The organism is Acinetobacter sp. YH12249, from assembly GCF_013417475.1.
GTDB lineage: Bacteria > Pseudomonadota > Gammaproteobacteria > Pseudomonadales > Moraxellaceae > Acinetobacter.
In genome coordinates this window covers 39,620-65,643 of record NZ_VPDX01000006.1, presented here as the reverse complement: position 1 = coordinate 65,643, position 26,024 = coordinate 39,620, and the positions used below count along the sequence as shown (strand labels likewise).

Annotated in this window: 17 protein-coding genes; 10 read left to right on the top strand and 7 right to left on the bottom strand. The window is 42.6% G+C overall.

The features are described from left to right. Window positions 1-138 precede the first annotated feature (138 nt). Entirely contained in the window at window positions 139-2,328 is a 2,190-nt protein-coding gene (locus tag FTV25_RS05110) for a carboxy terminal-processing peptidase (RefSeq protein WP_166136328.1), read from the bottom strand. 199 nt (window positions 2,329-2,527) lie between these two features. On the opposite strand from FTV25_RS05110, the gene nagZ reads away from it, so the two are divergent. Both nagZ and FTV25_RS05100 read left to right on the top strand, forming a co-directional pair. Further along, complete coding sequence (nagZ, locus tag FTV25_RS05105) at window positions 2,528-3,550, top strand: beta-N-acetylhexosaminidase (protein WP_180002377.1); 1,023 nt, start codon at window positions 2,528-2,530, stop codon at window positions 3,548-3,550. Window positions 3,551-3,673: 123 nt separating this feature from the next. Next, complete coding sequence (locus FTV25_RS05100) at window positions 3,674-4,537, top strand: class I SAM-dependent methyltransferase (protein ID WP_180002378.1); 864 nt, start codon at window positions 3,674-3,676, stop codon at window positions 4,535-4,537. 31 nt (window positions 4,538-4,568) lie between these two features. On the opposite strand, the gene FTV25_RS05095 is transcribed toward FTV25_RS05100, so the two are convergent. Further along, window positions 4,569-5,906: an alpha/beta fold hydrolase gene (locus FTV25_RS05095; RefSeq protein ID WP_179992394.1), complete on the bottom strand. Its 1,338-nt coding sequence runs from the start codon at window positions 5,904-5,906 to the stop codon at window positions 4,569-4,571. Between the two features lie 324 nt (window positions 5,907-6,230). Between FTV25_RS05095 and FTV25_RS05090 the strand changes: the two genes are divergently transcribed. From FTV25_RS05090 to pta, 3 genes are all read left to right on the top strand, one after another. Beyond that, complete coding sequence (locus FTV25_RS05090; RefSeq protein ID WP_034703231.1) at window positions 6,231-7,496, top strand: glutamate-5-semialdehyde dehydrogenase; 1,266 nt, start codon at window positions 6,231-6,233, stop codon at window positions 7,494-7,496. 406 nt (window positions 7,497-7,902) lie between these two features. Further along, complete coding sequence (locus FTV25_RS05085) at window positions 7,903-9,126, top strand: acetate kinase (RefSeq protein WP_180002379.1); 1,224 nt, start codon at window positions 7,903-7,905, stop codon at window positions 9,124-9,126. A 54-nt stretch (window positions 9,127-9,180) separates the two neighbouring features. Continuing rightward, window positions 9,181-11,319, top strand: coding sequence for a phosphate acetyltransferase (gene pta, locus FTV25_RS05080; protein ID WP_180002380.1), 2,139 nt, complete (start codon window positions 9,181-9,183; stop codon window positions 11,317-11,319). Between the two features lie 309 nt (window positions 11,320-11,628). Here the strand turns inward: pta and FTV25_RS05075 are convergent, their stop codons facing one another. Continuing rightward, window positions 11,629-11,868 carry a DUF2171 domain-containing protein gene (locus FTV25_RS05075; protein WP_004781996.1) on the bottom strand — a complete coding sequence of 80 codons (240 nt, stop codon included), beginning with the start codon at window positions 11,866-11,868 and terminating at the stop codon, window positions 11,629-11,631. A gap of 753 nt (window positions 11,869-12,621) precedes the next feature. On the opposite strand from FTV25_RS05075, the gene FTV25_RS05070 reads away from it, so the two are divergent. Further along, complete coding sequence (locus FTV25_RS05070) at window positions 12,622-14,148, top strand: fumarate hydratase (protein WP_005232211.1); 1,527 nt, start codon at window positions 12,622-12,624, stop codon at window positions 14,146-14,148. A gap of 60 nt (window positions 14,149-14,208) precedes the next feature. Here the strand turns inward: FTV25_RS05070 and FTV25_RS05065 are convergent, their stop codons facing one another. The 4 genes from FTV25_RS05065 to tig all read right to left on the bottom strand — a co-directional run bounded on the left by FTV25_RS05065 (window position 14,209) and on the right by tig (window position 18,560). After that, window positions 14,209-14,925, bottom strand: a complete 717-nt coding sequence (locus FTV25_RS05065; RefSeq protein WP_004781989.1) for a DUF2846 domain-containing protein — start codon at window positions 14,923-14,925, stop codon at window positions 14,209-14,211. Window positions 14,926-15,092: 167 nt separating this feature from the next. Continuing rightward, entirely contained in the window at window positions 15,093-16,403 is a 1,311-nt protein-coding gene (gene clpX, locus FTV25_RS05060; RefSeq protein WP_004781987.1) for an ATP-dependent protease ATP-binding subunit ClpX, read from the bottom strand. Window positions 16,404-16,432: 29 nt separating this feature from the next. Continuing rightward, entirely contained in the window at window positions 16,433-17,038 is a 606-nt protein-coding gene (clpP, locus tag FTV25_RS05055; RefSeq protein WP_004781985.1) for an ATP-dependent Clp endopeptidase proteolytic subunit ClpP, read from the bottom strand. Between the two features lie 190 nt (window positions 17,039-17,228). Continuing rightward, window positions 17,229-18,560, bottom strand: a complete 1,332-nt coding sequence (gene tig / locus FTV25_RS05050; RefSeq protein ID WP_180002381.1) for a trigger factor — start codon at window positions 18,558-18,560, stop codon at window positions 17,229-17,231. A 503-nt stretch (window positions 18,561-19,063) separates the two neighbouring features. Here tig and FTV25_RS05045 point away from each other — a divergent pair. The 4 genes from FTV25_RS05045 (at window position 19,064) to FTV25_RS05030 (ending at window position 25,895) form a co-directional block, all read left to right on the top strand. Next, entirely contained in the window at window positions 19,064-21,358 is a 2,295-nt protein-coding gene (locus FTV25_RS05045; protein ID WP_180002382.1) for a TonB-dependent siderophore receptor, read from the top strand. A gap of 412 nt (window positions 21,359-21,770) precedes the next feature. Next, the gene (locus tag FTV25_RS05040) at window positions 21,771-24,026 is read left to right on the top strand and encodes a catecholate siderophore receptor Fiu (RefSeq protein ID WP_180002383.1); all 2,256 of its coding nucleotides are present in this window, start codon (window positions 21,771-21,773) and stop codon (window positions 24,024-24,026) included. Between the two features lie 79 nt (window positions 24,027-24,105). Continuing rightward, on the top strand, window positions 24,106-24,789 hold the full coding sequence (locus FTV25_RS05035) for a Fe2+-dependent dioxygenase (protein WP_180002384.1): 684 nt from the start codon (window positions 24,106-24,108) through the stop codon (window positions 24,787-24,789). Further along, the gene (locus tag FTV25_RS05030) at window positions 24,789-25,895 is read left to right on the top strand and encodes an alpha-hydroxy acid oxidase (RefSeq protein WP_180002385.1); all 1,107 of its coding nucleotides are present in this window, start codon (window positions 24,789-24,791) and stop codon (window positions 25,893-25,895) included. Before FTV25_RS05035 ends, FTV25_RS05030 begins: the two co-directional genes overlap by 1 nt. Window positions 25,896-26,024 lie beyond the last annotated feature (129 nt).

The following is a 26,024-nucleotide window of genomic DNA, read 5'->3' as shown; positions in this document are numbered from 1 at the left end:
TCGACATAAATCACAAATTTTTCTTTTTTATTTAGTTACATAGCACTTTGTATTTAATTGATATTGCATTTTATTTGCACAAAAAAACAGCCTATCGAAATAGGCTGTTTTTAGAACTTATATTACTTTATGTTAAAGTTACTGTTTTGACTGTACTTGAGCATAGTCAGCCAAGACATGTGCGGCTTCCAGCACAAAAGCTTCTTCTTCCGGTAATGCCGGACGCTCTTTGGCTTTCATTTTCGCCCGGGCTTCAACCATGGCATCCAGAGATGCCTGATAACTTTCCCAGTTTGGATAAGGCTTCAGGCCGGTTGCAGCACGGCGGGCATTTTCAGCTTCTAAAGCTTTACGCTCGATATCCAGCAACTCAGCTTTACGCTGTTCCAGATCCAGAACTACACGTTTTTGGTCTTCGACTTTTTTCATAGCCGCTGTACGCTGTTCCAGATACTTGAATTGAGGATTCTGAGCGACACGCTGTTGAGATAACTTGGCCAGTTCCGGTACATATTTCTGGACCACACCTTCACGTTTAAATGGCGCAGTTGGAATCGTATCCCACTCTAGGGCATTTTTAGCCTTACGTTCACCAAACTCTTCGTTATAGATATCGACCAGCTTGATATCCGGAATCACGCCCTTGTTTTGGGTACTACCCCCCGTCACACGGTAGAACTTACGCTGAGTCAGTGTTGCCTGACCATGTGCCAAGCTATCCAGCTGAACCTGCGCAGTTCCTTTACCTGTTGTGGTACTACCAATCACGATGCCACGTTCATAATCCTGAATTGCTGCTGAATAAATTTCACTTGCAGATGCAGAAGCCAGGTTCACCATTACTGCCAATGGACCGGCATAGGTTTGTGCACCACCATCATCATCTTCAAAGACGCTGACATTACCGTTACCATCACGAATCTGAACCACAGGACCTGACTTGATCACCTGTCCCAGCATACGTGCCACTTCTTCAAGTGAACCACCCGGGTTATTGCGCAAGTCTACAATAATACCGGCAACATTCTTCGCAGCCAGCTCTTTCAGGGCCTTATTGGTATCTTCTGATACGGAACGGTAGTCGGTACCCGCACGACGGGCACGATAGTTCAGATAGAAAGATGGAATTTCAATCACACCATATTGATATTTTTTACCATCACGCTGGATTTCCACGGTACGGGTTCTAACCCCGGCATCTTCTTCCTGAATCACATCACGTACAAGACTGACATTACGCGCCTGTCCCATGGTCGCACCCGGGCCTAGTAACTTCAGTGTTACTTTGGTGCCGCGCTTACCACGAATCAGGCCAACAATTTCATTGCTCGGCCAGCCGATTACATCAACCATCTGTTCGCCGTCTTGAGCAACGCCAACAATACGGTCACCTGATTTTACCTGTCCTGATTTGCTGGCAGGCCCACCTTCTACAATGGTTTCAATCTTGGTGTAATCTTCATTACCACGTTCCGGACGAATCGACACCCCAATCCCTTCCAGCTGCAATGTAGTCTGACGGTTCAGCTCCATCGCATCTACAGGCGGGAAATAATTACTGTGCGGATCATAAGTCAGCATCATCGCGTTGAGGGTTTTGTCCAGTACATCATCGCTCTTGATCCGGCTGAGACGTTCTAACTGACGGGTATAACGCTTAGTCAGAGTTTGAGCAGGTGTTAAATCTTCCGGCCCAGTCAGATCCTGGCCATTTGCCAGTTCTGGATTGGCTTTGAGTGCATTCTGCTTAGCTTGCTCTTCTTCCTTACTGATCGTCAGGTTAATCAGCTGAGAAACCAGCATTTTTGACCAGTGAGCACGTTGTTCAGCCTGAGTTTTAAAGAATGGCGCTTTTTCGCGATCCGTTTCAATATATACATTCTTCTGATTCAGGTTTTGCGGTTTTTTCAGTTCTTCCAGCATAAAGGTATAGAACTGGGCTAAACGCTCACGATACTGCGCATGAATTTCATAAGGGCCAGACAAATTGCCGGCTTTCAGATTGGCACCGAAAGTAGCGCCATAGCGTTTTTTATAATCTTCTATTTCAGATGCCAGAAAAAGACTGTGATCTGCATCCAGACTATCAATATAAAAATCAAAGATACGCTGTGAAGTCTGAGCATCCAGACGCATATTCAAATAATGTTGGCGATCAACGAGAGTTGCCAGTTGTCGGGATACCAATGCCTGTTCTTGAGAAGGTTGAAGCACTGCTTTGCTGACTACTTCTTTACCATCAGCTGCAATTGCATCATTCACCACATGGGTAAAAAATAATCCGCCTGTCGCAATCGCAACTGCACAAGCTATTGTTTGAAATTTCATAAATAATTCGTACTTCCTTGGCCTCAAGACCAATTTGACCGTGTTGCTTTTCGAGCAGAACTTAAAGTATTCAGCATCTTAAACAACTTAATATGTTTATGTCGTGTAGTTTTATCATATTCTGTGCTGACAAAGTGTAGCAAATCATTGCAGAATTCAGGTATTGTTTTCCCCGAAAATTCTAAAATGGATTCCGCATATGATTGGCGCATTGATGCTCGACATCGCAGGCACTACCCTTACTCAAGAAGATATTGAACTCTTGGGTGCACCACAAGTCGGTGGTGTAATTTTATTCGGTCGCAATATTGAATCTCCTGCCCAAGTCCGCGCTTTGACTGATCATATGCGTCAGGTCCGTCCAGATATTCTGATTGCGGTGGATCAGGAAGGTGGCCGTGTACAGCGCCTGAAACAGGGCTTTACCCTACTGCCTGCCATGGGTAAATTTGGTGAGCTTTACCAGACTAATCGTGAAAAAGCGCTGGAACTGGCCGAGAAATGTGGCTGGTTAATGGCCACCGAAGTACTGGCTGTCGGAATTGACTTCAGTTTTGCGCCTGTGCTGGATCTGAATGATATTAGTGATGTGATTGGCGACCGTAGCTTTGCCAGAAATATTCAGGATATTATTCCACTGGCTGGTGCTTTCCTGAAAGGTATGAAACGTGCTGGTATGGCTTCGACTGGCAAACATTTCCCGGGACATGGTTCGGTTAAAGCAGATTCGCATGTGGCCGCTGCCATTGATATGCGCAGCTATGAAGAAATCCAGCAAAAGGATATGCAGACTTTTATCCAGTTACAATCCCAACTGGATGCGCTTATGCCTGCCCATGTTATCTATAGTCAGGTTGATCCAAATCCAGCCGGTTTTTCAGAATTCTGGATTCAGAAAGTGTTACGTCAAGAACTTGGATTCGACGGCGTACTGTTCTCGGATGATTTAAGCATGCAGGCTGCCTGTGTGGCTGGTGGTGCCGATGCCCGTATTCAGGCGGCATTGAAAGCAGGTTGTGATATGGGGTTAGTCTGCAATGATCGCGCAGCACAGTGTATCGCACTTGAAGGCATTCAGGAGCTACCGCTGCCAAATCAGCAGCGTCTGGAACGCATGCGCGGAAAAATTGCAGAGATTCAGATCGGCACTGAACTGAATCTTGGAGATGAGTGGTGCCAGATCCGTGATGAAATCAGTCAGTTTAAAGATCAGGTTCTGTAATTTTTAAATGACCTGAATACGACAAAGGAACACGACAAGGTGTTCCTTTTTTATTATCATGTTGAAAAGACTGCTATATTGATGAGCAGCATTGAATTAAAACAACAATAAGGTCAGGACGACATGACAGAATCTCTTTCACAACATCGCCATATTTCTTTTACTGCACACTATACCGGCTATATCTGGTACAAAATGGGGATTTCACATCCGGTATTTGCCACCTCTAAAGGTAAATTCCTTGCCAAACTGGTTCATCCATTGGAGTCATGGGCTGAGCGTCATGTCGGTGGCAGTATGCGCACCACCCTGAAACAGCGTCATCAAATGATTGACGAACACTTAGGTCAGTTAATTAGTAAATATCCTCAATTACAGGTACTGGAAATTGCCAGTGGCTTATCCCCACGCAGCTGGAATTTTAGACAGAAATTTACCGGGATTAATTATCGGGAATTGGATCTGCCCGATATGGCCAAGATCAAAACTAATGCTTTGCAGCAGATTGATCAGGATGCCCCGGAAGTATTGAGCGGCGATATTTTTAGTGCAGAACTGGCGAATATTTTTAAAGTCTTTGACCCGCAGCAGCCTTTAGTCATTATTAATGAAGGCCTGATCAATTACTTTGATCAAAAAATGCTGTTTACCTTGCTCAAAGGTATTAACGAATATGGTCAAGGTTTCAGTGAAGTGCATTATCTCAGTGATATTTACCCTGAACCGGTCAAAAACAGACTGGCAAGCTTTATCTGGGCCTGTAGTCGTCTGCTAAAATTTATCTCACGCAGTGCATTCACCTTTCATTTTAAATCGCCCCAAGAACTACAGCAGTTTTTTCAGCAAGCTGGGTTTATGCGGGTGGAGGTCGAACAGCCACAACGTTATTTTGCAGAACCTCGACAGCAGAGTCCTCATTATGAACAGGATGAACATTTGGGCGATTTAGTCTGGATGATTCATGCGGTGAAAAAAAACAGCGTTTAATTACGCTGTTTTTTTTATGAATTCTATTGTTTTAGATGACTGCATCGAATACTTCAGCCTGTTGAATTGCTTTCTCTTTCTGGACAAAGCGTAATAAACGCTCTGCTACATCAAAACTGCCATGCTTGAACAAGGCACGTAACTGAGTGTCATCATGTTCGAAGATCAGACATTCGATCTTGAACTCACCTTCTTCATCTTCCAGATGTAAAGCCAGATCACGTGGATATGCGGCTGCCTGATCGGTTAATCCAGGTTCCAATTCCAGCAACACCCCAAAGAAATTCATATCGACAATTTCTGCCTTGAATACCAGATCAGAATGACGATGACTTAAATAACGCTGTGGATCCTGAACCGTAATCCGCTCTTCCCCACGTCGTTCGATCTGCTGCATCTGTTCACGGGTGAACGGGATAATACCTTCGAGTTGATCAACCGGCTCATCACGCAGGAAAGTTGCAAATAGATGCATGGTTTCTTTACGGCGCTGTAACTGAGGCACATGATCTGCAGAAGCGATCTGCACATACTGCATGTTTGGACATTGCAGGGCAAAATTGGCATTCTCATGCGGCAAGGTAAAGCTGTCATATTGCCCGCAAGCCACCAAAACTTTGCATTGAGGAATCGGTACATTGGTCAGTCTTAAAAGACGGTTACAGTTGATGTCATAGCGGTCCTGTTCTGTCGCTGTAAATTCTGACATCTGCTTAAAAAACAGCCGTTTTGCTGTTGGCGACATGCGGGTTTCCTTTAAACGTGCATGATTAACCAGATAAAGAATTACTGCTTGGCCAAATTCGTCCATGCGCTGTTCTTTCATTAAATGCAAAGATTCTTCCAGCAGCATGCGCCAGCTTTTGCGGGTTTTCTGCATTACACCCATCAAAATCATACGGTCTACCAGTTCAGGACGCTGATCTGCCAGACAGGAAGCCACCACTGAACCTAAAGACATCCCTAGAATAGCCACCTTAGGCAGTTGCATCTGCTCCAGCCATTGGCCTAGCATCGCTGCCAGATCTTCCAGTTCAAGTGTTCCTGCAGATAAGCCGGTATCAACGTTAGTAATTTGCTGGTTGGCCCCCATGGAAGGTAAATCAATTAAAATAATAGGTCCCGCATCAAATAACTGTTCTACACAATATTTGTAAGAATTAAAGTTCTGAAAAGCTCCCCCAATAATCACCATTGGGCGCATATGCAAAGTATCAGGACGCGCAATGGCCATATACTCGATTTTCCAGCCATCGATCCATGTCGTACGTGCTGGTTGCTTGAAACTGTGCTTATCATAAAGATCAAAAAAACCGTAATGGCTATGTTGGTCCAATGCCTGGGCATCCATCTGGATAATGGAATTCATATTCCTTTCCTCCGTCCTTGCCTTATTTTTATTGTGCAAGTCATTATTTACAGATCTTATGCTTCAGGATTATTCCGATTATCCTGAACACGCATCCTGCGCTGTAGTAATTATATCAATGACATCTATGTCGCTACATTTCATTCTATACAGAGCGGCTTTTCACAAGCAACTGATTCGACAACCACTTATCTGCTTTTAAAGATAAAACAATTTCAAAATGTTTATAAACAGTGAAAAGCTTATGATTTTTAAGTGATGGGCTTCATTGTCCGGCATCAGACTGTTAATATCAAAGTGAAATTTCTAAGTGATTGAACCGCTATGCAAGAGTCTATTGAACAATACATGCAAACGGTAGGACAGCAGGCACGCCAGGCTTCTCGCATTTTGGCTCGTGCGTCTACCCAAACTAAAAACAGCGCATTGTCAGCAATTTATACCGCTTTAGAAAACAGTCAGGCCGCTATTCTGGCTGCTAACCAGATTGATATGAATAAAGCTCACCAGAACAATCTGGACAGTGCCCTGCTTGATCGCTTAGAACTCAACCCCGCACGCTTTAAAGGTATGTTACAGGGCCTGAAAGATGTGATCAGCCTGAAAGATCCAATTGGTGAAATTACCGATATGGCTTACCGTCCTACAGGTATTCAGCTTGGCAAGATGCGTGTGCCTTTAGGCGTAGTGGGCATGATTTATGAATCACGTCCGAATGTAACTCTGGAAGCTGCTTCACTGGCATTGAAATCCGGAAATGCGATTATTCTGCGTGGCGGTTCAGAAGCTCTGGAATCTAACCAGGCCATTGCGACCGCCATCCAGCATGGCTTGAAAGTAGCGGGTTTGCCTGAAGCTTCAGTTCAGGTGATCAATACAACTGACCGTGCTGCAGTTGGCCAACTGATTACCCTGACTGAATATGTCGATGTGATTGTACCGCGTGGTGGTAAAGGCTTAATTGAACGCATTACTGAAGAAGCGCGTGTACCTGTGATTAAACATCTGGACGGGAATTGTCATGTCTATGTCGAAGCACAGGCTGATCTGCTCAAAGCCCTACCAATTGCTTTGAATGCCAAAACCCATCGTTATGGGGTATGTAATGCCATGGAAACTTTGCTGGTTGATGAGAAAGTTGCTGAAGATTTCCTGCCTCGAATTGCTGAGTTGTATCAGGAAAAACAGGTGGAACTTCGTGGTTGTCGTGAAACCCAGCGTATCTTGGGCAATCAGGTAGTTGCCGCAACAGAAGAAGATTGGTACACCGAGTATCTAGGTCCGATTCTGGCAGTTAAAATCGTATCGGGTGTTGAGGAAGCTATTGAACATATCAATAAATATGGCTCGCATCATACAGATTCAATTATTACTGAGAATTACAGCATCGCTCGTGAATTTTTAGCAGGTGTAGATTCGAGTTCAGTCATGATCAATGCTTCTACCCGCTTTGCCGATGGTTTTGAATATGGTTTGGGTGCGGAAATCGGTATTTCGACGGATAAGATTCATGCCCGTGGCCCGGTTGGCTTAGAAGGTCTGACTTCCCAGAAATGGGTAGTCTTCGGCGATGGTCAGATTCGCCAGTAAATAGATAATAAAATCAGCCTTGTTCGCAAGGCTGATTTTTTATGCATTAGATGAATAAAAGACATTTTCAAGTAAATATGCAGCCTTTATAAAATTGCATATAATTTCTTCATATCCATACCTAAAAGATAGAATAAATAAACATTATTTTTAAGAAATATAAGCTACAGTTTAATAGATCATTTTTTAACAGTATTTTATTTATAAATGAAAACTATGAACTGATAAATTTTAATTATTATTGTCGCTGTGGTCGATAATGCTTAAGTCTAATCGGCTAAAGTCTATCTAGGACAGTAAAAAAACCCATGTTAAAACATGATCACAGACCTATCTTGTGTCGCTTTTGCCAGCAGACAGGTCAACGAAATGGATGAGAATTTTAATTAGAATCGGGTAAACAATCGTGTCTAAATCAGTATTAGTTATTAATTGTGGCTCTTCTTCAATCAAGTTTGCCCTATTGCTTGAAGAAAAGAATTTCCGTATTCACGGCTTAGCTGAGAACTTAGGCACAGAAAATGCCCGTATTAAAGGTGTGACTGTCGGTAATGAACCAGTCGATATTCACATTCCTTTCGCAGATCATAAGAAAGCGCTAGAAGTAGGTTTAGAGCGTCTGGCGAACTATAAGCCGGATGCGATTGGTCACCGTGTGGTACATGGCGGCAGCCTGACCAAGGCAGAACTGATTACTGACGAGATTATTGAAAAAATTCGCGAAGCAACTCCACTTGCGCCTTTACACAATCCGGCTCACCTGATCGGGATCGAAGCAACTAAACGTTTATTCCCAGACTTGCCACAAGTCGCAGTATTCGATACTGCTTTCCATCAAACCATGCCGGCACATGCTTACCGTTATGCGCTGCCTAAATTCCTTTATACCGAATATGGCGTACGTCGTTATGGTTTCCATGGTACCAGCCATGCTTATGTGTCCGATCGCGGTTCTGAACTGGCTGGCAGCTTTAAGCAAGGTGGCTGGTTAACAGCCCATCTCGGTAATGGTAGTTCGACCTGTGCGGTGTGGAATGGCCAAAGTGTAGATACCTCAATGGGTCTGACGCCACTTGAAGGTGTGGTGATGGGGACTCGTAGTGGTGATGTCGATCCAAGTTTGCATAGCTTCCTGGCTGCAAACTTAGGCTGGGATGTATATAAAATTGACAAGATGCTCAACAAAGAAAGTGGCTTGCTTGGTTTATCTGACAATCTGTCTAATGACATGCGTACCCTGATTGAAGCCTCAGAACAAGGCAATGAAGATGCGACTCTTGCGATTGAAGTATTCTGCTACCGTCTGGCGAAATCTTTAGCTGCTTTAAGTTGTGGTCTGCCACGTATTGATGGCCTGTTCTTTACCGGTGGTATTGGTGAAAACTCGGCGTATATTCGTGAAAAAACCATGGTTTATTTACCACATTTCGGTTTCAACCTGGATAAAGACGCTAATAGCAGTTTGAAACGCGGTACTGAAGGCCGGATCGATAACGGTACAGGCCCACAAATCTGGGTAGTCCCGACTGATGAAGAAGGCCGAATCGCGAAAGAAACTCATTATGTGGTAGAGCATGAAGTGGAGCAAGCCACTGCAAAAAAGTCTGAACCTGAAGCTGCGCTTGCATAAGCAAGCCCGGTTCCCTTTTACCTAATTTCTATTATTGCGCGACTGATATTACTTATGAAAACGATTTTATTGGTGCCGACCGGGGAAGGCGTCGGCTTGACTTCAGCCTGTTTAGGTTTGGTATATGTTTTAGAATGCCAAGGGGTAAAAGCAGGTTTTGTGAAACCTTTTTCACAGGAAAAAAGTCAGGAAACAGATCGCACTACAGCACTCTATCGTCATTTATCCCAAAGTGAAACCGTTGAACCGATTGCTTATGAAAGTCTGATTCAGCGCTTTAATCTGGGTGAAACAGATGAATTGCTTGAAGATGCAGTACGCCTGCATCGTGAGATTGCCAAAAATCACGACCTGATTATTGTTGAAGGTTTGGTACCAAATAGCCGCGATACCTTTGCGCCAAGCTTTAATGCAGCCTTAGCGCAGGCACTCGATGCCAAAGTCATCATTGTCAGCAATGCTGATATCAACCAGCCTGAAGTGGCAGCTGAAAAAGTTGAAAGCCAATTACGTTATCTGGGTGGGTCCTCTTCTACCCGTATGGCTGGCGTATTATTTATGCGCACCAAAGGCTTACCGGAAGATTCTGCACAGATCCCGGTGACTATTGATCCTGGTTTACGCCTGATTAGTGATACCAACAAATTTATAGCAGCTATTCAGAAAACCCATGCCCATATTGGTTCTGAAAAGCTTCCAGTCATTGGTCTGGTTCCATTCAGCAATACTTTAAGTGTGCCACGTATTTCTGACTTGGCAGCGCATATTTCAGCAGACTGGGTCAATCTGGGTGAAGCAAAGCAGCGCCGTGTCTTACATAGCAGTTTAATTGCGTCCAATATTGAACATGAATTACATAAATTTGTGGCTGGCGAGCTGATTATCAGTGCATCAGACCGTATTGATGTCTTGCTGGCAAGTAGCCTGGCGAGCAGCAATGGCATTCCATTGGCAGGACTGGTGCTGACTGAACACTATGAGCCAAATTCGGCAGTACTGGAGTTCTGCCAGACAGCGATCAAGCATGGCCTGCCTATTCTGCATACGCCACTCAGCACTTTTGAAACTGCCCAAAGTCTGGCCAATTTAAGCAATGAAATTCCATGTGATGATACTGAACGTGCTGAACAGGTGACCCGTTTTGTATCCAGTCACTTAAATGAAGAATGGATCGCACAGCTAATCAATGGTTCTTATAAGCCACGTCTGTCGCCTTCTGCATTCCGTCATGAACTAGTACAAAAATCGATTACTGCGAAAAAACGTATTGTGCTTCCGGAAGGTGATGAGCCACGTACCATTCAGGCGGCTGCGATCTGTCAATCTCGTGGGATTGCGCACTGTATCTTGCTGGCAAAACCGGAAGAAGTGGTTGAAGTTGCTAAAGCACGCAATATTGAATTACCGCACGATCTTGAAATTATTGATCCAGACCTGATTCGCGAGAATTATGTCGAAAAAATGGTTGAATTGCGTAAAGGCAAAATCAATGAATTGCAGGCGCGTGAACAGCTACAGGATACTGTCGTACTCGGTACCATGATGCTGGCACTTGATCAAGTGGATGGTCTGGTTTCTGGTGCAGTACATACGACTGCCAATACCGTTCGTCCTGCTTTCCAGTTGATCAAGACAGCACCTGAATATTCACTGGTTTCTTCTGTGTTCTTTATGCTGCTGCCAGATGAAGTCTATGTCTATGGTGACTGTGCGATTAATCCAGATCCAGATGCTGAACAACTGGCTGAAATTGCAATTCAGTCTGCTGACTCTGCAAAAGCCTTTGGCATTGATCCGCGCATTGCTATGATTTCTTACTCTACCGGTACTTCAGGTACAGGTGCAGATGTAGAAAAAGTGGTGAAAGCGACTGAGATTGCCAAGCAACGTCGTCCTGATCTGTTGATTGATGGTCCACTGCAATACGATGCCGCTTCAGTTGAAAGTGTGGGTCGTCAGAAAGCACCAGATTCACAAGTCGCTGGTCGTGCTAATGTGTTTATCTTCCCTGATCTAAATACTGGTAACACCACTTATAAAGCGGTACAACGTGCAGCAAATGTCGTGAGTGTCGGTCCGATGCTGCAAGGCTTGAACAAGCCGGTGAATGACCTGTCACGTGGTGCGCTGGTCGATGACATTGTATTTACCATTGCTTTAACTGCGATTCAGGCTGATCAGCAAGCTAGTTAATTTTCTTTAACACTCCACAACCATCCGGTCAAAAGATCGGGTGGTTTTTTTATTGATCTATTTTATAAGTTTTCTCGGTAATCATTAGACGTTCTATAATCTACAGATTATCTAGCTCAAAAAATTATGCAGGTTCTTAATCTGCTCTATGAGTAAATAAAACTAAAATAAACAGATTGATGACACAAAAGAAATGCCAGCCGAACAGGCTGGCATTTACCACTTTAACAGATCAGACTTGCCTATTTTAAACTTAAATCCAGTTTGACTATTTAAGCCAAACCAGAATAAGTCAGGCAAAGATCATGCTTATACCGTGGTCCATTCTTTGTGCACATCTTCTGCTGTTTTATTCAAGATCACGCTGTCATCTTTCACTTCGCTTACCCAGCTGATCGGAATCAGATGATGCTCATTATTCTCGTCATCACTTCTTGTCAATTTAATCTTGTCCTGACCTTCTAAATGATCCACTTTACCAACTTGAGTACCATCTGAAGCAATTACTGAAGCATGTTCTTTGATGTCATTTGTATTAAAGTTACTCATTCCAATTGTCCTATTTATAGAAGTTGAGAGACCTCAGTCTAAGCCCTAAAAAATTGGCTGTGTGTAAGGGTTTTCAGGCTTTGGGTTTTTCTGGGTTAATAATGTAATGAAGAAAAATAACTGTGTCACAGGCGTGTTGTGGCAAGGCCAAGATGATTGAAATATTGTTTTTTTATTAAGGTAATTTGAAGATTTGAAGATTTGAAGATTTGAAGATTTGAAGATTTGAAGATTTGAAGATTTGAAGATTTGAAGATTTGAAGATTTGAAGATTTGAAGATTTGAAGATAGGCTAATTTTTTAGCTCTTAAAATGTAAAAAAGAAGATAAAGCTTAAGCTTGATCTTCTTTCTGGCCGTAGAACCAAGTAGCAGCGATATAAAGACTAAAAGCAATTACCATCAATACACTAGTCAGGGTCATAAAGAAAACTCATCATTCATTTGATAAGCGCATTATGTAAAAGTTTTATGACAGTTATATGACAATGATGAAATTTTCATAATTTTAATTAATTAATAAAAATCATATATTTAGAATATATTTAATTATATTCCAATAAATTTTAAGCTGAAATATGACAGTAAATATGACAAAAACCTGTCATTTTTAACCAATCTTTCAGCCAAAGTAATTTTCCTTATTGCTTAAACTATAAACTTTTGGCCAATGTCCCTGCAAAACGCCCACAACCGGATTCATTTGTCTTATAATTTAGCCCGCTAGCTAACAGCCCGCTCAAGAGATATTTGTATGACAACTATTATCAAGCAAGATGACTTGATCACATCGGTTAAAGATGCGCTTCAGTTCATTTCTTACTATCATCCACAAGACTTCATCCAAGCGATGAGCCGTGCGTACGACCGTGAAGAGAACAAAGCTGCGAAAGATGCGATCGCGCAAATCTTAATTAACTCACGCATGTGTGCAGAAGGCCACCGCCCTATCTGCCAGGATACTGGTATCGTCAACGTATTTGTTGAAGTGGGCATGGACGTTAAATTTGATTTAACCATGAGCCTGGACGATGCGATCAACGAAGGTGTACGTCAAGGTTATCTTGAAAACTCTAACGTACTTCGTGCATCTGTACTGGCTGACCCTGCTTTTGGCCGTAAGAACACCAAAGACAACACGCCTGCTGTGATCTATCACAAACTTGTTCCAGGTAACAAAGTAGACATCACTGTTGCTGCTAAGGGTGGCGGTTCAGAAAACAAATCTAAACTGGCAATGTTGAACCCGTCTGACTCAATCGTGGACTGGGTATTAAAAACTGTTCCAACTATGGGTGCAGGCTGGTGTCCTCCTGGTATGCTGGGTATCGGTATTGGTGGTACTGCTGAAAAAGCCATGATGCTTGCAAAAGAAGCATTGATGGAAGAGATCAACATGGACGAATTGCTTCGTCGTGGCCCACAAAACAAACTTGAAGAACTTCGTATCGAAATCTTCGAGAAAGTAAACGCATTGGGCATTGGTGCTCAAGGTCTTGGTGGTTTAACCACTGTTCTAGACATCAAGATCAAAGATTACCCTTGTCACGCTGCAGGCAAACCAGTCGGTATGATCCCGAACTGTGCTGCAACCCGTCACGCACACTTCACACTTGATGGTTCAGGCGTTGCGCATATTCAAGCACCAAGCCTTGAAGACTACCCATCAGTCACTTGGGATTCTTCATCTTCTAAACGTGTTGACCTAGACAACATCACTCAAGAAGAAATGAACTCTTGGAAACCAGGTGATACGCTGCTTCTAAACGGTACAATCTATACTGGCCGTGATGCTGCACACAAACGTATGGTAGACATGCTGAACAACGGTGAAGAACTCCCTGTTGATCTAAAAGGCAAATTCATCTACTACGTAGGTCCTGTTGATCCAGTGGGTGACGAAGTTGTAGGTCCTGCAGGTCCAACAACTGCAACTCGTATGGATAAATTCACTCGTCAGGTATTAGAAGCAACTGGTCTTTATGGCATGATCGGTAAAGCGGACCGTGGTCCTGCTGCTGTTGAAGCAATTAAAGACAACAAAGCGACTTACCTCATGGCGGTTGGTGGTGCTGCATACCTCGTATCTAAAGCAATCCGTGAAGCTGAAGTGGTTGCATTTGCTGATTTGGGCATGGAAGCGATCTACAAGTTTGTAGTGAAAGATATGCCTGTATCTGTAGCAGTTGACGTAAATGGTACATCTGTACACGCGACTGCTCCAAAAATCTGGCAAGCGAAAATTGGCAAAATTCCAGTAGTTGACGCTGCTGCGGGTTAATTTAAGCTATATAAAAAAGCACCCTTAATGGGTGCTTTTTTATTGGAATTTTAAAATTAATTACCAGGTTCTTGGATCCCAGAGTTTAAACGGTGTGGTTAACTGTACATCTGTAGATGGATCATATTCAGTTGCCTTAATTTTCTGAGCTTTCTTGCGGATTTTCCCAGTTTCCTGATCCTGTGCAAAAAAGTTAAAACTGTCCGATTTTAACTGGGTAAAAGCAATTTCATTGAGGCCCACACTGCTCGGCATCAGCATCAGAGGTCCCGGAACACTACGACGGGTGCTTAGATTTTCTTCATCATACTTAATAAAATAGGATTGACCCGCTTCTACGGTAAAGTCCAGATATTTAGGTTTCTGGAAGTGCAAAGCACCTAAAGGACGGCTGGTACTCAAGCGATAAGTGCCTGCAGGTAACTCAATCCAGTAATGATGATTATGCAATAAACTCGGAATACGATGCTGATTGATAAATAGGCTGGCAGCGACAATTTCCTGACGGTTCCATTTGGAATCCGGGCGGTATAAATAAACAATTGCTGCATCCTCATGCTGAGGTTTAACTGCCTGAAAATGATTGCCCTGTTTCTGGTTGACCCAGCCGCCAATTGTAAACATCCCCACCCGATGCTGTTCGACGAAGCCTGGTTTTTTTTCAAGATCAATATTTTTTAAAGTGCTGAGTGGCTGTGTAGGCTCAACTACGGCTTTTTTACCGTGACAACCCATCAGCGCCAAACTGCCGATGAGCACCATTGCGACTCCACGCATGCTTATCCCTCACTGCGTCTTTATTCTTGTATGCAAGTGCTTTGCGATATATTTTTATAGCTTTCGGCGTCCACGCCTAGATGTTGAGATTAGCATCTGCTTTTATCTTTTGGAAATAAAAAACGTGCGAAAACACGGGGTTTTCGCACGTTTCTGACGAATAGCAATCAAGCAGATTTGCTATTCACCACCTTTAAATCAACTTTTGCCGCTGTTTCTGGCTCATCATGTGGTTGACGTTCAGCACGAAATTCTGGTGCAGCTTCACCATTAATGACAGCTTCATTCACCACCACGGTGCCTACATCGCTACGACTCGGCAGGTCATACATGGTTTCTAGCAATGAATTTTCCAGAATCGAACGCAGGCCACGCGCACCAGTATTACGTTCCAGTGCTTTTTTCGCAACGGCACGTAGTGCTGAATCTTCAAAGACCAAGTCCACATTTTCCATCTCAAACAAATGTTTATATTGACGAGTTAATGCATTCTTCGGCTCAGTCAGAATCTGCATTAAAGCTTCTTCATCGAGCTCATCCAAAGTCGCAATCACGGGTAAACGACCAATGAATTCTGGAATCAGACCAAATTTCACTAAGTCAGTCGCTTCGACCTGACGGAACAATTCAGACAACTTTTTGCTTTCGTCTTTATTACGGACTTCTGCAGTAAAGCCAATACCACCTTTCTCCTGACGCTGCTGTACGATTTTCTCAAGACCTGAGAATGCACCGCCACAGATGAACAGGATATTCGAGGTATCAATCTGAATGAATTCCTGCTGCGGGTGCTTACGACCACCTTGTGGTGGAATTGAAGCAACCGTACCTTCGATCATTTTCAGCAAGGCTTGCTGTACGCCTTCACCTGATACATCACGAGTAATGGATGGGTTTTCAGATTTACGGGTAATCTTGTCGATTTCATCGATATAGATAATGCCCTTTTGCGCTTTTTCGACATCGTAATCAGCTTTTTGCAAAAGCTTTTGTACAATGTTTTCAACATCTTCACCCACATAACCCGCTTCAGTTAGGGTTGTTGCATCTGCCATGGCAAATGGAACGTCCAGAAGACGGGCAAGGGTTTGTGCCAGCAAGGTTTTACCTGAACCGGTCGGACCGACCAGCAGGATATTACTTTTGGCAATTTCAACGGAATCATCTGCTTTCTTACCATTGGTCTGTACTTTCAGACGTTTGTAATGGTTGTATACGGCCACAGATAATGTCTTTTTCGCTACGTCCTGACCAATCACATATTGATCGAGCGCCGCACGGATTTCATGCGGTTTCGGTAAAGGACGGTTCGCCCAGTCATTGGTTTCGACCTGTTGACTGGTTTGAACCAAATCTAAGCATACGTCCACACATTCATTACAAATGTATGCGTCCTCGCCTGCAATCAGCTTTCCGACTTCAGACTGCGTTTTACCGCAAAATGAACAATGCTTTTGTCCTTGAGGATGTTCGGACATATTTACTCCAATATCTCAATCTCTAAAACTTATGGACGTTTCGTTAGAACTTCATCCACAAGACCGTATTCTTTCGCTTGCTGAGCAGTCATGAAGTTGTCACGGTCTGTATCGCGTGCCACTTTTTCATAGTCCTGACCGCTATGTTCAGCCATTAAACGGTTTAAACGTTCTTTAATGAACAGAATTTCACGTGCGTGAATTTCAATATCTGATGCCTGACCTTTGAAACCACCCAAAGGCTGGTGAATCATGACACGTGCATTTTCAAGGCAATAACGTTTGCCTTTAGTTCCTGCATTAAGCAGGAATGCACCCATTGATGCTGCCTGACCCATACAGTAAGTCACAACATCCGGTTTAATGAATTGCATGGTGTCATAAATGGCCATACCTGCAGTCACCGAACCACCTGGCGAGTTAATATATAGATGAATATCTTTATCTGGGTTCTCAGCTTCTAAAAACAACATTTGCGCAACGATCAGGTTGGCCATATTGTCTTCAACTTCACCTGTCAGAAAAATTACCCGCTCACGTAAAAGGCGTGAATAAATATCAAAAGAACGCTCACCACGAGAGGATTGTTCTACCACCATTGGCACTAAAGCGTTTTCAATCGTTGGAACATACATAGGTTTATTTATTCCTAAATTTTTGTGACTTAATCCATAATCACAATATGAGGGATAATCAATGAAATTGCAAAATAATCGCGAATAATTCCATCATATTTTTTGCATTAGTTTTGTGAAAATCAGATATGTCAAGAAATCACTAATATGAAAAAAGGCGCATAAAGCGCCTTTTTATGGAAAGCTTGAATTAGCCTTGTTGACGAGCTTGTTGCTCTTTCAATAAGTCTTCATAGCTTACAGTCGCATCAGTCACTTTAGCAGATGCTAGGATGTGATCAACAACTTGGTCTTCAAGTACAACTGCTTCGATTTGAGCACGTTGTTGCTTGTCATTTTTGAAGTATTCGATTACTTCGTTTGGATCTTCGTAAGAAGAAGCCATGTCTTCGATATAAGCTTCAACGCGCGCTTGATCTACTTCGATTTTCGCATCAGCAAGAATGCGGCTTACCAATACGCCAAGTTTAACTGATTTCTCAGCTTGTTCTTTGAACAGGTCATCTGGAAGCATGCTTGAATCAAATGCTTTCGCGCCTTGAGCACCGAACTGTTGAGTGAACTGCTGGATCATTTGTTGACGTTGACGGTCAATTTCTTGAGCAACCATTGCAGATGGAAGTTCAACTTCGTTTGCAGCTACAAGTGCATCGAAAGTTGCGCCTTTAACCTGGTTACGCAGGCCGTTTTTCACTTCACGTTCCATGTTTTTACGAACGTCAGCTTTCAGTTTTTCAACGCCATCTTCTTCAGAAATACCGAAGATTTTCAGGAATTCAGCATCAATTTCTGGAAGTTTTTGTTTTTCAACAAGTTTTACATTGATTTTGAATTGAGCTTGTTTACCAGCAAGGTTTTCAGCTTGGTAATCTTCAGGGAAAGTAACATCGATCACTTTCTCTTCGCCTTTCTTCATACCGATGATGCCATCTTCGAAGCCAGGGATCATACGACCAGAACCTAAAACAAGTTTAAAGTCTTGCGCAGCGCCGCCTTCAAATTTTTCGCCATCAACAGTACCTTCGAAGTCGAAAGTTACTTGCATGTCTTTTTTAGCCATGCCTTTAGTTTCAGCCCAAGAAGCGCGTTGTTTTTGAAGATTTTCAATCATCTTCTCAACGTCTTTATCATTTACTTCAGACGCTTTACGTTCAAGTTCCAGACCTTCGAATTTCACTTCAACTTCTGGATAAACTTCAACAGTCGCTTCATAAACTAAAGCATCGTCTTTCATTTCGGTTTTTTCGATGTTTGGCATACCAACAGCGTTGATTTTTTCTTGTTGGATTGCTTCGAAAACTGTGTCACGAATGATGTCGTTGACAACTTCTTGGTAGATACCAGCGCCGTATTCACGACGAACTACGTTTACAGGTACTTTACCTGGACGGAAGCCGTTGATCTTCGCAGTTTTAGCAGTGCGTTTTAAACGAGCTTCAAATTGCTCATTAATACGGCTCGTCGGTACAGAAACATTTAAACGACGGGCAACGCCCGAAACCGCTTCAGAAGTTACTTGCATGGCTTCCTCTATATATTTGGTAATAACAGGTTTATAAAAATGTGCCACATTATATGACAACATTTGCAGATATACAAAACACAATACTTGAATCGTCTTTATTGATGCTGTAATAATCAAATTTATTCAGTCAAATTCATTTTTCTTTGATTAAATATCCCTTCCCTCAAATAAGAGTAGATATATTGATTACTCAAACTGGACAGATCATCTCATTCATCGGCATTTATGGATTTTTATAGGACTTTTAGTAAACTTTTCTTTATCTTTTCTTCAAAATTTTTAAACTCTAATAATCTCAATAAAAGTAACGATAATAATCTATTAATCAGATCTATTTTAAATACATTAACTTAGAAACATTTTGATACACTATCACATTGATCAAACCAATTAATACAATCCTTAAAATCGTCATTTCCTATCGGCAAGTAATTCTTAATTTAAATAAGAATTATTATTATTCGCATACATAAATTTTAAGCTTTTTTTCGGGTTCCCACATGTCGTTTATCAAATCACGTAAAAAACTCGTTTCATCGGCGATTGCCTCTTCCCTCTCGATTGTAACCGTAAATGCTGTGGCTGATGAAAATGTGGTCAAGCTCGAAACTATTCATCAAGAAGTTAAAGCTGAACAGACACCAAGTTTAAAAGTAGATAATTCCGCAAATAAGAAATTTGTTGCACCTTTACTGGATACACCTAAATCTGTATCAGTCATTTCTAAGCAACTGATTGAAGACACTCAAGTCACTACACTTTCTGATGCTTTACGTACTGTACCTGGTATTACTTTGGGTGCGGGTGAAGGTGGCAACCCGAATGGCGATCGTCCATTTATTCGTGGTTATAACTCTGAAAGCTCAATGTATGTAGATGGAGTTCGTAGCGCGACTTCACAAAACCGTGAAATGTTTGCGGTCGAACAGGTTGAAGTGACCAAAGGCTCTTCTTCTGCAATGGGCGGTGCCGGTACGACTGGCGGTAGCATCAACATGATCTCTAAGGTTGCTAAAGCTGGTGATTCTTTAGAAGGTTCCATTGCACAAGGTACCGATAATTACCAGCGCATCACTTTAGATGGCAACAAAGATTTCGGTAATGGCATTGCAGCGCGTATTGCTGTGATGGGTCATCAAAATGAAAAAGCAGGTCAGAAAGACGGTGCTGAATATAAACGTGTAGGTATTGCACCAAGTATCAGTTTTGGTCTGGATACCCCTACCCGTGGGACTTTAATCTATTACTACTTAAAATCTGATGATACACCTGACTCAGGCGTACCTTATTGGAACTCTAAAGATAACACTACAACTGGTAAACCACTTGATGCTAGACAAGGCATTTACTACGGCTGGAAGGATCGTGATTTCCAAAAACAGGAAAATCAAATCGGCACTTTAAAATTAGAACACGATTTAACGGATAACCTGACCATCAGTAATACAGCTGTCTATGGTAAATCTAAAAATGATTATGTCTGGACACAGCCGGATGATTCGAAATCAAATATTGCTAATGGACAAGTAGTTCGTCGTGCGAATACACGTATTACTGATACTGAAACCTTTAGTGATCAGCTTTCATTAACTGGTAAATTTAATACAGGCACACTAAAACATAGCTTTAATGTGGGCGCTGAATATTCAAAACAGGAATCTGATAAAGGAAATTATTTACTTACAGATTTGGGCCAAGCACCAAGCTCTACCCTTCCAGCCATTATTAGTGGAAACAAGGCATGTAGTACCTTTACAAGTGCTACTTCAAATAATTGGTGTACCAGTGCCTATAATCCCAATTCAAAAGATCCTTGGTTAGGTTCAATCACTGCTGCACCAAAAGCGAGTACGACCGACACAGAAAGTACTGGTATCTACTTATTAGACAATATTGAATTAAATCCACAGTGGTTATTAGATTTAGGTGTTCGTTGGGATAAATTTGAAACTGAACAAAATATTCACGCTTCAAATACCAGATACGCAAATGACAGTGATTTCTTTAATTACCAAGCGGGCGTAACCTACAAGCCATTAGAAAATGGTTCTATCTATGCAAGTTATGCTACTTCCGCAAATCCGGTTGGGGTAGATGCGGCTGATGGATCAGAAGGACTTTCTGTTCCTGGACGTAATACGACTGAAGCACAAGCTGAGGCTATGAACAACCTTAAACCAGAGGAAGTTCGTACTATGGAACTTGGTACAAAGTGGGATTTATTTAATGATAAATTAAATCTAACCGCTGCCATTTTCCGTACTGAGAAAACCAATACACGCTCTACTGACGTGGATGGTTTCACACGCAATATTGGTGAAACCCGTGTAGATGGTATTGAGCTAGGTGCAAGCGGTAATCTTACTGATAAATGGGCAGTTTCAGCTGGTTATACTTATTTAGATAGCGAAATTGTAGATGCCGGTTTCTATAATGCAGGTACTTCTGACGTTCCTGATTACCAGCCAAGTTTAAATAATGGCAACCAGGTTCAAAACGTAGCTAAAAACTCTGCCACACTTTGGACGACTTACGATCTCACTCCTGCTTTAACAATCGGTGCGGGTGCAGTTGCTATGGATAAAGTTTATGGTAATGCCGATAATACCAAATATGTTCCAGGTTATGTACGTTACGATGCAATGGCGCGTTATAACGTAAATCAAAACGTTGACCTGCAGTTAAATGTAAATAACTTATCTGATGAACGTTATTTCACTAAAGCTTATGCATCTCACTATGCAACTGAAGCAGAAGGCCGTAACGCAGTTCTTTCTCTGAACTTTAAATACTAAGTTTTAGCTTCTTCCCTCATCAAAAAATAGCCTCATTCGTGAGGCTATTTTTATTTTCTGAAAGATATAAAACTTTAAATCTAGATTTAGTTGTATTTATAAACCTTTTAATAAAAAGCTTTAAATAGAAAATAATTACATTTTTTAATCTTAGGTAAAAAACTGAAAAATAAGTTTATTTTGAAATTTTTCTTAATAGAAATCCCAGATTAAAGTTTGAATATTAAACAGTAATTTCATCCATAAATTCATAAGAATGATTTAATTAAATATTGTTAATGATAATTATTATCACTACAATTCGCAAAATTGTTAAAGGCCATAACAATAACTCCATAATTGCTGCTATTTGATGAACTCGAGCATATCAAGGTGGTAAGGGAAATATTATTCAATTCAGGAATTCTGTCACATGGCGCATATCAAAAGCCGAAAACATCATTACAAGACTTCATTGGTCGCACTTGCTGCAACTTTGCCACTGATCACTCATGCAGATAACATCACCAATGAAAGCGTTATTCAGCTTCCAGAAATTACAGTTAAGAATAAAACTGCAAATGAATATAAAATGGATCAATTAAGTTCTGCTAAATCTAGCCAAGCTTTAGTAGATACGCCTCAAACCGTTTCGATTATCAACAAGAACTTATTAAAAGAACAAGGTGCAACCACCCTGGTTGAAGCCTTACGTAATACGCCAGGAATTACCCTACAACTCGGTGAAAATGGTAATACCAGTGCTGGCGATGCCTTCCAGATGCGCGGCTTTTCAACTCAAAGCTCCACCTATCTGGATGGCATTCGTGACCTCGGCGCTGTAAGTCGTGATGTGTTTAACCTGGAACAGGTGGAAGTCGTAAAAGGCCCTGCGGGTGCCGAAGGTGGGCGTGGTACGGCATCTGGTTATGTGAATCTGGTCAGCAAATTGCCTCATTTGGAAAACAGTCGTGAAGTCTCTGCCACCTACAATACGGCTGAACATACGCGTCTTGCCACTGACATTAATCAGGCGATCAATGACAGCGTTGCTGTCCGTTTAAATGCAATGGGTCAAGATGGCGGTGTAGAAGGCCGCGACTTTATCCAGAATCAAGGCTGGGCTGTTGCCCCTTCTATCGCCTTTGGTCTGGATAGTGATACTCGCCTGTATCTTTATTCCCAGCATATCCGCCAACGTAACATTCCGGATGGCGGTATTCCAACGATTGGCATGAAAGGTTTCTGGAATGCTGACCCACTGATTGCCAGTGCACCTAAAGTAGACCGTGAAAATTATTATGGCCATACCGATGACCATGAAGATGTTGATGCTGACATGTATACAGCCAAAATCGAAAGTGACTGGTCTGAAAATCTGAAATTTACCAATATTACCCGTCTGGGCAATACCCATATGCAGCGTACTTTGACGGGGATTAATAGCCTTTCAAGAAATGACTCTACCCATCCTCAAGACTGGACAGTAAGCCGTTCACGCCAGGGTGTGGATCAGGAAAATAAAATTCTGGCTAATCAGAGCACGGTGAACTGGAATGTCAAAACCGGTTCAGTGGAGCATGATCTGGTCGCTGGTGTAGAACTATTAAAAGAGCAGCAACATTCCAGAACACTGGCCACACAAATGCCGGGACAGCCAAGCAACACCACACCACCCGCGAATCTATACAATCCTGACCGTCACCAGAATCTGCCTGATCCTGTGTATACGGGCGCTTATTCGGATGGTGAAACCCAGACGGCGGCTGCTTATCTTTTTGATACGCTCAAGTTTGGTGAACGTTTTCAACTTAATGGTGGCGTCCGTGTCGATTATTACGATACTAATTACGATGCGCTGGGTTACTCAACCGACAGTACGACACTAGCAGTGACTGAAACCAAAACAGATTTAAAAGCCCATGACACTTTATTCAGCTGGAAGCTCGGTGGTTTATATAAGCCAACTGCCTACAGCAGTGTCTATGCATCTTATGCCAAATCCCTGACACCGCCGGGTAGCAGTAACTTTAGCCTTTCAACCACAGGAATTAACAGCTCGGCTGCAGCCCCTCAAGAAACTCATCATTATGAAATTGGCACCAAATGGGACTTGCTGGATGGCGATCTGGCTTTAAATGCTGCTGCATACTACACCGAAAATGAAAACCAGTTTACCCAAGATCCGATTACCCGAGAGTCTGTTCAGGAAGGTAAAACTACAGTTAAAGGAATCGAATTGGGCGCTGTTGGTAAAATTACTGATGCCTGGAATATTTCAGCAGGTGTTGCCCATATGAAAACCGAGCAAAAAGACCAGTTCAGTGTCAACTCCAACACGGGTGTAGTGACCCAGACCAATAGTGTACGTTGGTCACCTGAATGGACCGCTTCTTTATGGACGACCTATAACATTGCTGGTTTAAAACTGGGCTTGGGCGCACGTTATGTGGATGAGCAAAAACGTGTGATTACCGATAGTACTGCAGCAGCGAATATGCCAAGTATTCCAAGCTATGTGGTATTTGATGCTATGGCCGGGTATACCTTCAACGACCAGACTTCTTTAAACCTGAATGTTTATAATCTGGCAGACAAAGAGTACATCAGCACGCTGAATAATGGAGGTGGCCGTGTGATCTTGGGTCAACCACGTTCAGCAGCCTTAACCCTGAACTATAAATTTTAATTTAGCTTTTATCTCTATCTATCAATATCGTGTATTCTCTTGAATGCACGATATTTTCAATTGCAGGAATGTTTTTAAAATGATGTTACATATCCCGGCAGTATTAAGCAAAGCACAAGTTGCCGAACTGAGACAGCATTTAGATCGTTCAGAACACTGGATGAATGGGCAACTCAGTGCCGGGAGTCAGGCACAGAAAATCAAAAAGAACCTACAACTGGATTCTTCTTCTGTCCTGTATCAGCAGATTAGCCCTATCATTTTACAGGCGCTTAAAAGTCATCATTTAATTACCTCTGCTGCCCTGCCGAAACATATCCTGCCGCCCCTGTTTAACTGTTATCAGGATTCAGGCACCTATGGCAATCATGTGGATAATGCCATTCATTATTCTCCCCTACTTGGACAGCCCATTCGTACTGATGTGTCACTGACTTTATTTTTATCTGAAATCGATGAATATGAAGGTGGCGAGCTGGTCGTTGAAGACCAGTATGGCTGCCATGAAGTGAAACTGGATGCGGGTGATGTGATTGTTTATCCATCGACCAGCCTGCATCGGGTTGAACCGGTGACTCAAGGTAAACGTATTGCGGCTGTGACCTGGATTCAGAGTATGGTTCGTGAAGATGCCAAACGCAGCATGCTGTTTGATCTGGATATGACCATTATCAAGCTACGCCAGCAGATTGGCGATACTGAAGAAGTCCTGCAGCTCACCCATCATTATCACAACCTGATTCGTCAGTGGGGTGATTTATAATGTCACGTGAACCAATGGCGCCATTAACCCAGATCCCGGCCTACCTACAAACCATCGCCGATTATGAGGTCGAAGCCGAGAAACATCTGTCCAGCATGGTTTGGAACTATCTGCAAGGCGGCTCCATGGACGAAATCAGTGTCCGGGATAATTTACAGCAGTTTCAGGATATTCAGCTTCTGCCGCGTATGCTGAAAGATCTGACCCAAGGCAACACTGAAATCGAAATATTCGGACAAAAATTTCCGTATCCAATTTTTTTGGCACCAATTGGACACCAGCAGCAGTTTCATCCTGAAGCCGAAGCCGCTTCTGCCCTCGCTGCAGAAGTGATGGGCAGCAATATGATTCTCAGTACGTTTACCAATACGGATATGCGCGCATTAAAGCAGGACAATCCACACAAATGGTTTCAGCTTTACTGGCAAGGGAATCGGGAAAAATCTTTAGCTTTGGTCAAAATGGCTGAAGCACACCATTATACGGCGCTAGTGATTACGGTAGATTCACCACATACTGGCATCCGCGATCGTGAACGTCGTGCGTTTTTTCATTTACCGGAAGGCATGCAACATCCGCATACGCCTACGCATATTCCCTTACCAGAATTAAAGGAAGGTGATCATCCTGTCTTTAACGGACTAATGAAAATTGCCCCAACTTGGGAAGATATTGCCTGGATGGTACAGCAGACTCACTTACCTGTGATTCTGAAAGGCATTGTGCATCCTCAGGATGCCCAGCTGGCGATTCAGCATGGGGTAAAAGGCCTGATCATTTCCAATCATGGCGGTCGCGTGCTGGATACCTGCATTTCTCCTCTCATTGCCTTGCAGCTGATTAAAAAGGTGGTGCCAGCAGATTTTCCTCTGCTCTATGATGGCGGCATCCGTCGTGGATCGGATGTATTCAAGGCAATTGCCCTAGGTGCTTCTGCTGTCCTGATTGGCCGTCCTTATATTTATGGTCTGGCGACTGCCGGAGCTTTGGGCGTAGCGCATGTGATCAAAATCCTGAAAGAAGAATTTGAGATTACCATGGCCTTAATGGGAACAGCGACCGTGGCAGATATTCAACCGAGCTGTCTATTTAGGGGAATTGATTAATTAGGATTTAATTGAAAATAAAAATGAAAAATAAATTAGTTAAATATCTTACCCTTAACTCCTTGAAGCGTCTTTAAAGGCAATTCAACATAGCTTTATCTATCAATAGCTATTATCAATAAAAACCAA

Coding starts and splice junctions, on each gene's coding strand:
- FTV25_RS05110 (WP_166136328.1), bottom strand. CDS start 2,328: ATGAAATTTCAAACAATAGCTTGTGCAGTTGCGATTGCGACAGGCGGA.
- nagZ (WP_180002377.1), top strand. CDS start 2,528: ATGATTGGCGCATTGATGCTCGACATCGCAGGCACTACCCTTACTCAA.
- FTV25_RS05100 (WP_180002378.1), top strand. CDS start 3,674: ATGACAGAATCTCTTTCACAACATCGCCATATTTCTTTTACTGCACAC.
- FTV25_RS05095 (WP_179992394.1), bottom strand. CDS start 5,906: ATGAATTCCATTATCCAGATGGATGCCCAGGCATTGGACCAACATAGC.
- FTV25_RS05090 (WP_034703231.1), top strand. CDS start 6,231: ATGCAAGAGTCTATTGAACAATACATGCAAACGGTAGGACAGCAGGCA.
- pta (WP_180002380.1), top strand. CDS start 9,181: ATGAAAACGATTTTATTGGTGCCGACCGGGGAAGGCGTCGGCTTGACT.
- FTV25_RS05075 (WP_004781996.1), bottom strand. CDS start 11,868: ATGAGTAACTTTAATACAAATGACATCAAAGAACATGCTTCAGTAATT.
- FTV25_RS05070 (WP_005232211.1), top strand. CDS start 12,622: ATGACAACTATTATCAAGCAAGATGACTTGATCACATCGGTTAAAGAT.
- FTV25_RS05065 (WP_004781989.1), bottom strand. CDS start 14,925: ATGCGTGGAGTCGCAATGGTGCTCATCGGCAGTTTGGCGCTGATGGGT.
- clpX (WP_004781987.1), bottom strand. CDS start 16,403: ATGTCCGAACATCCTCAAGGACAAAAGCATTGTTCATTTTGCGGTAAA.
- clpP (WP_004781985.1), bottom strand. CDS start 17,038: ATGTATGTTCCAACGATTGAAAACGCTTTAGTGCCAATGGTGGTAGAA.
- tig (WP_180002381.1), bottom strand. CDS start 18,560: ATGCAAGTAACTTCTGAAGCGGTTTCGGGCGTTGCCCGTCGTTTAAAT.
- FTV25_RS05045 (WP_180002382.1), top strand. CDS start 19,064: ATGTCGTTTATCAAATCACGTAAAAAACTCGTTTCATCGGCGATTGCC.
- FTV25_RS05040 (WP_180002383.1), top strand. CDS start 21,771: ATGGCGCATATCAAAAGCCGAAAACATCATTACAAGACTTCATTGGTC.
- FTV25_RS05035 (WP_180002384.1), top strand. CDS start 24,106: ATGATGTTACATATCCCGGCAGTATTAAGCAAAGCACAAGTTGCCGAA.
- FTV25_RS05030 (WP_180002385.1), top strand. CDS start 24,789: ATGTCACGTGAACCAATGGCGCCATTAACCCAGATCCCGGCCTACCTA.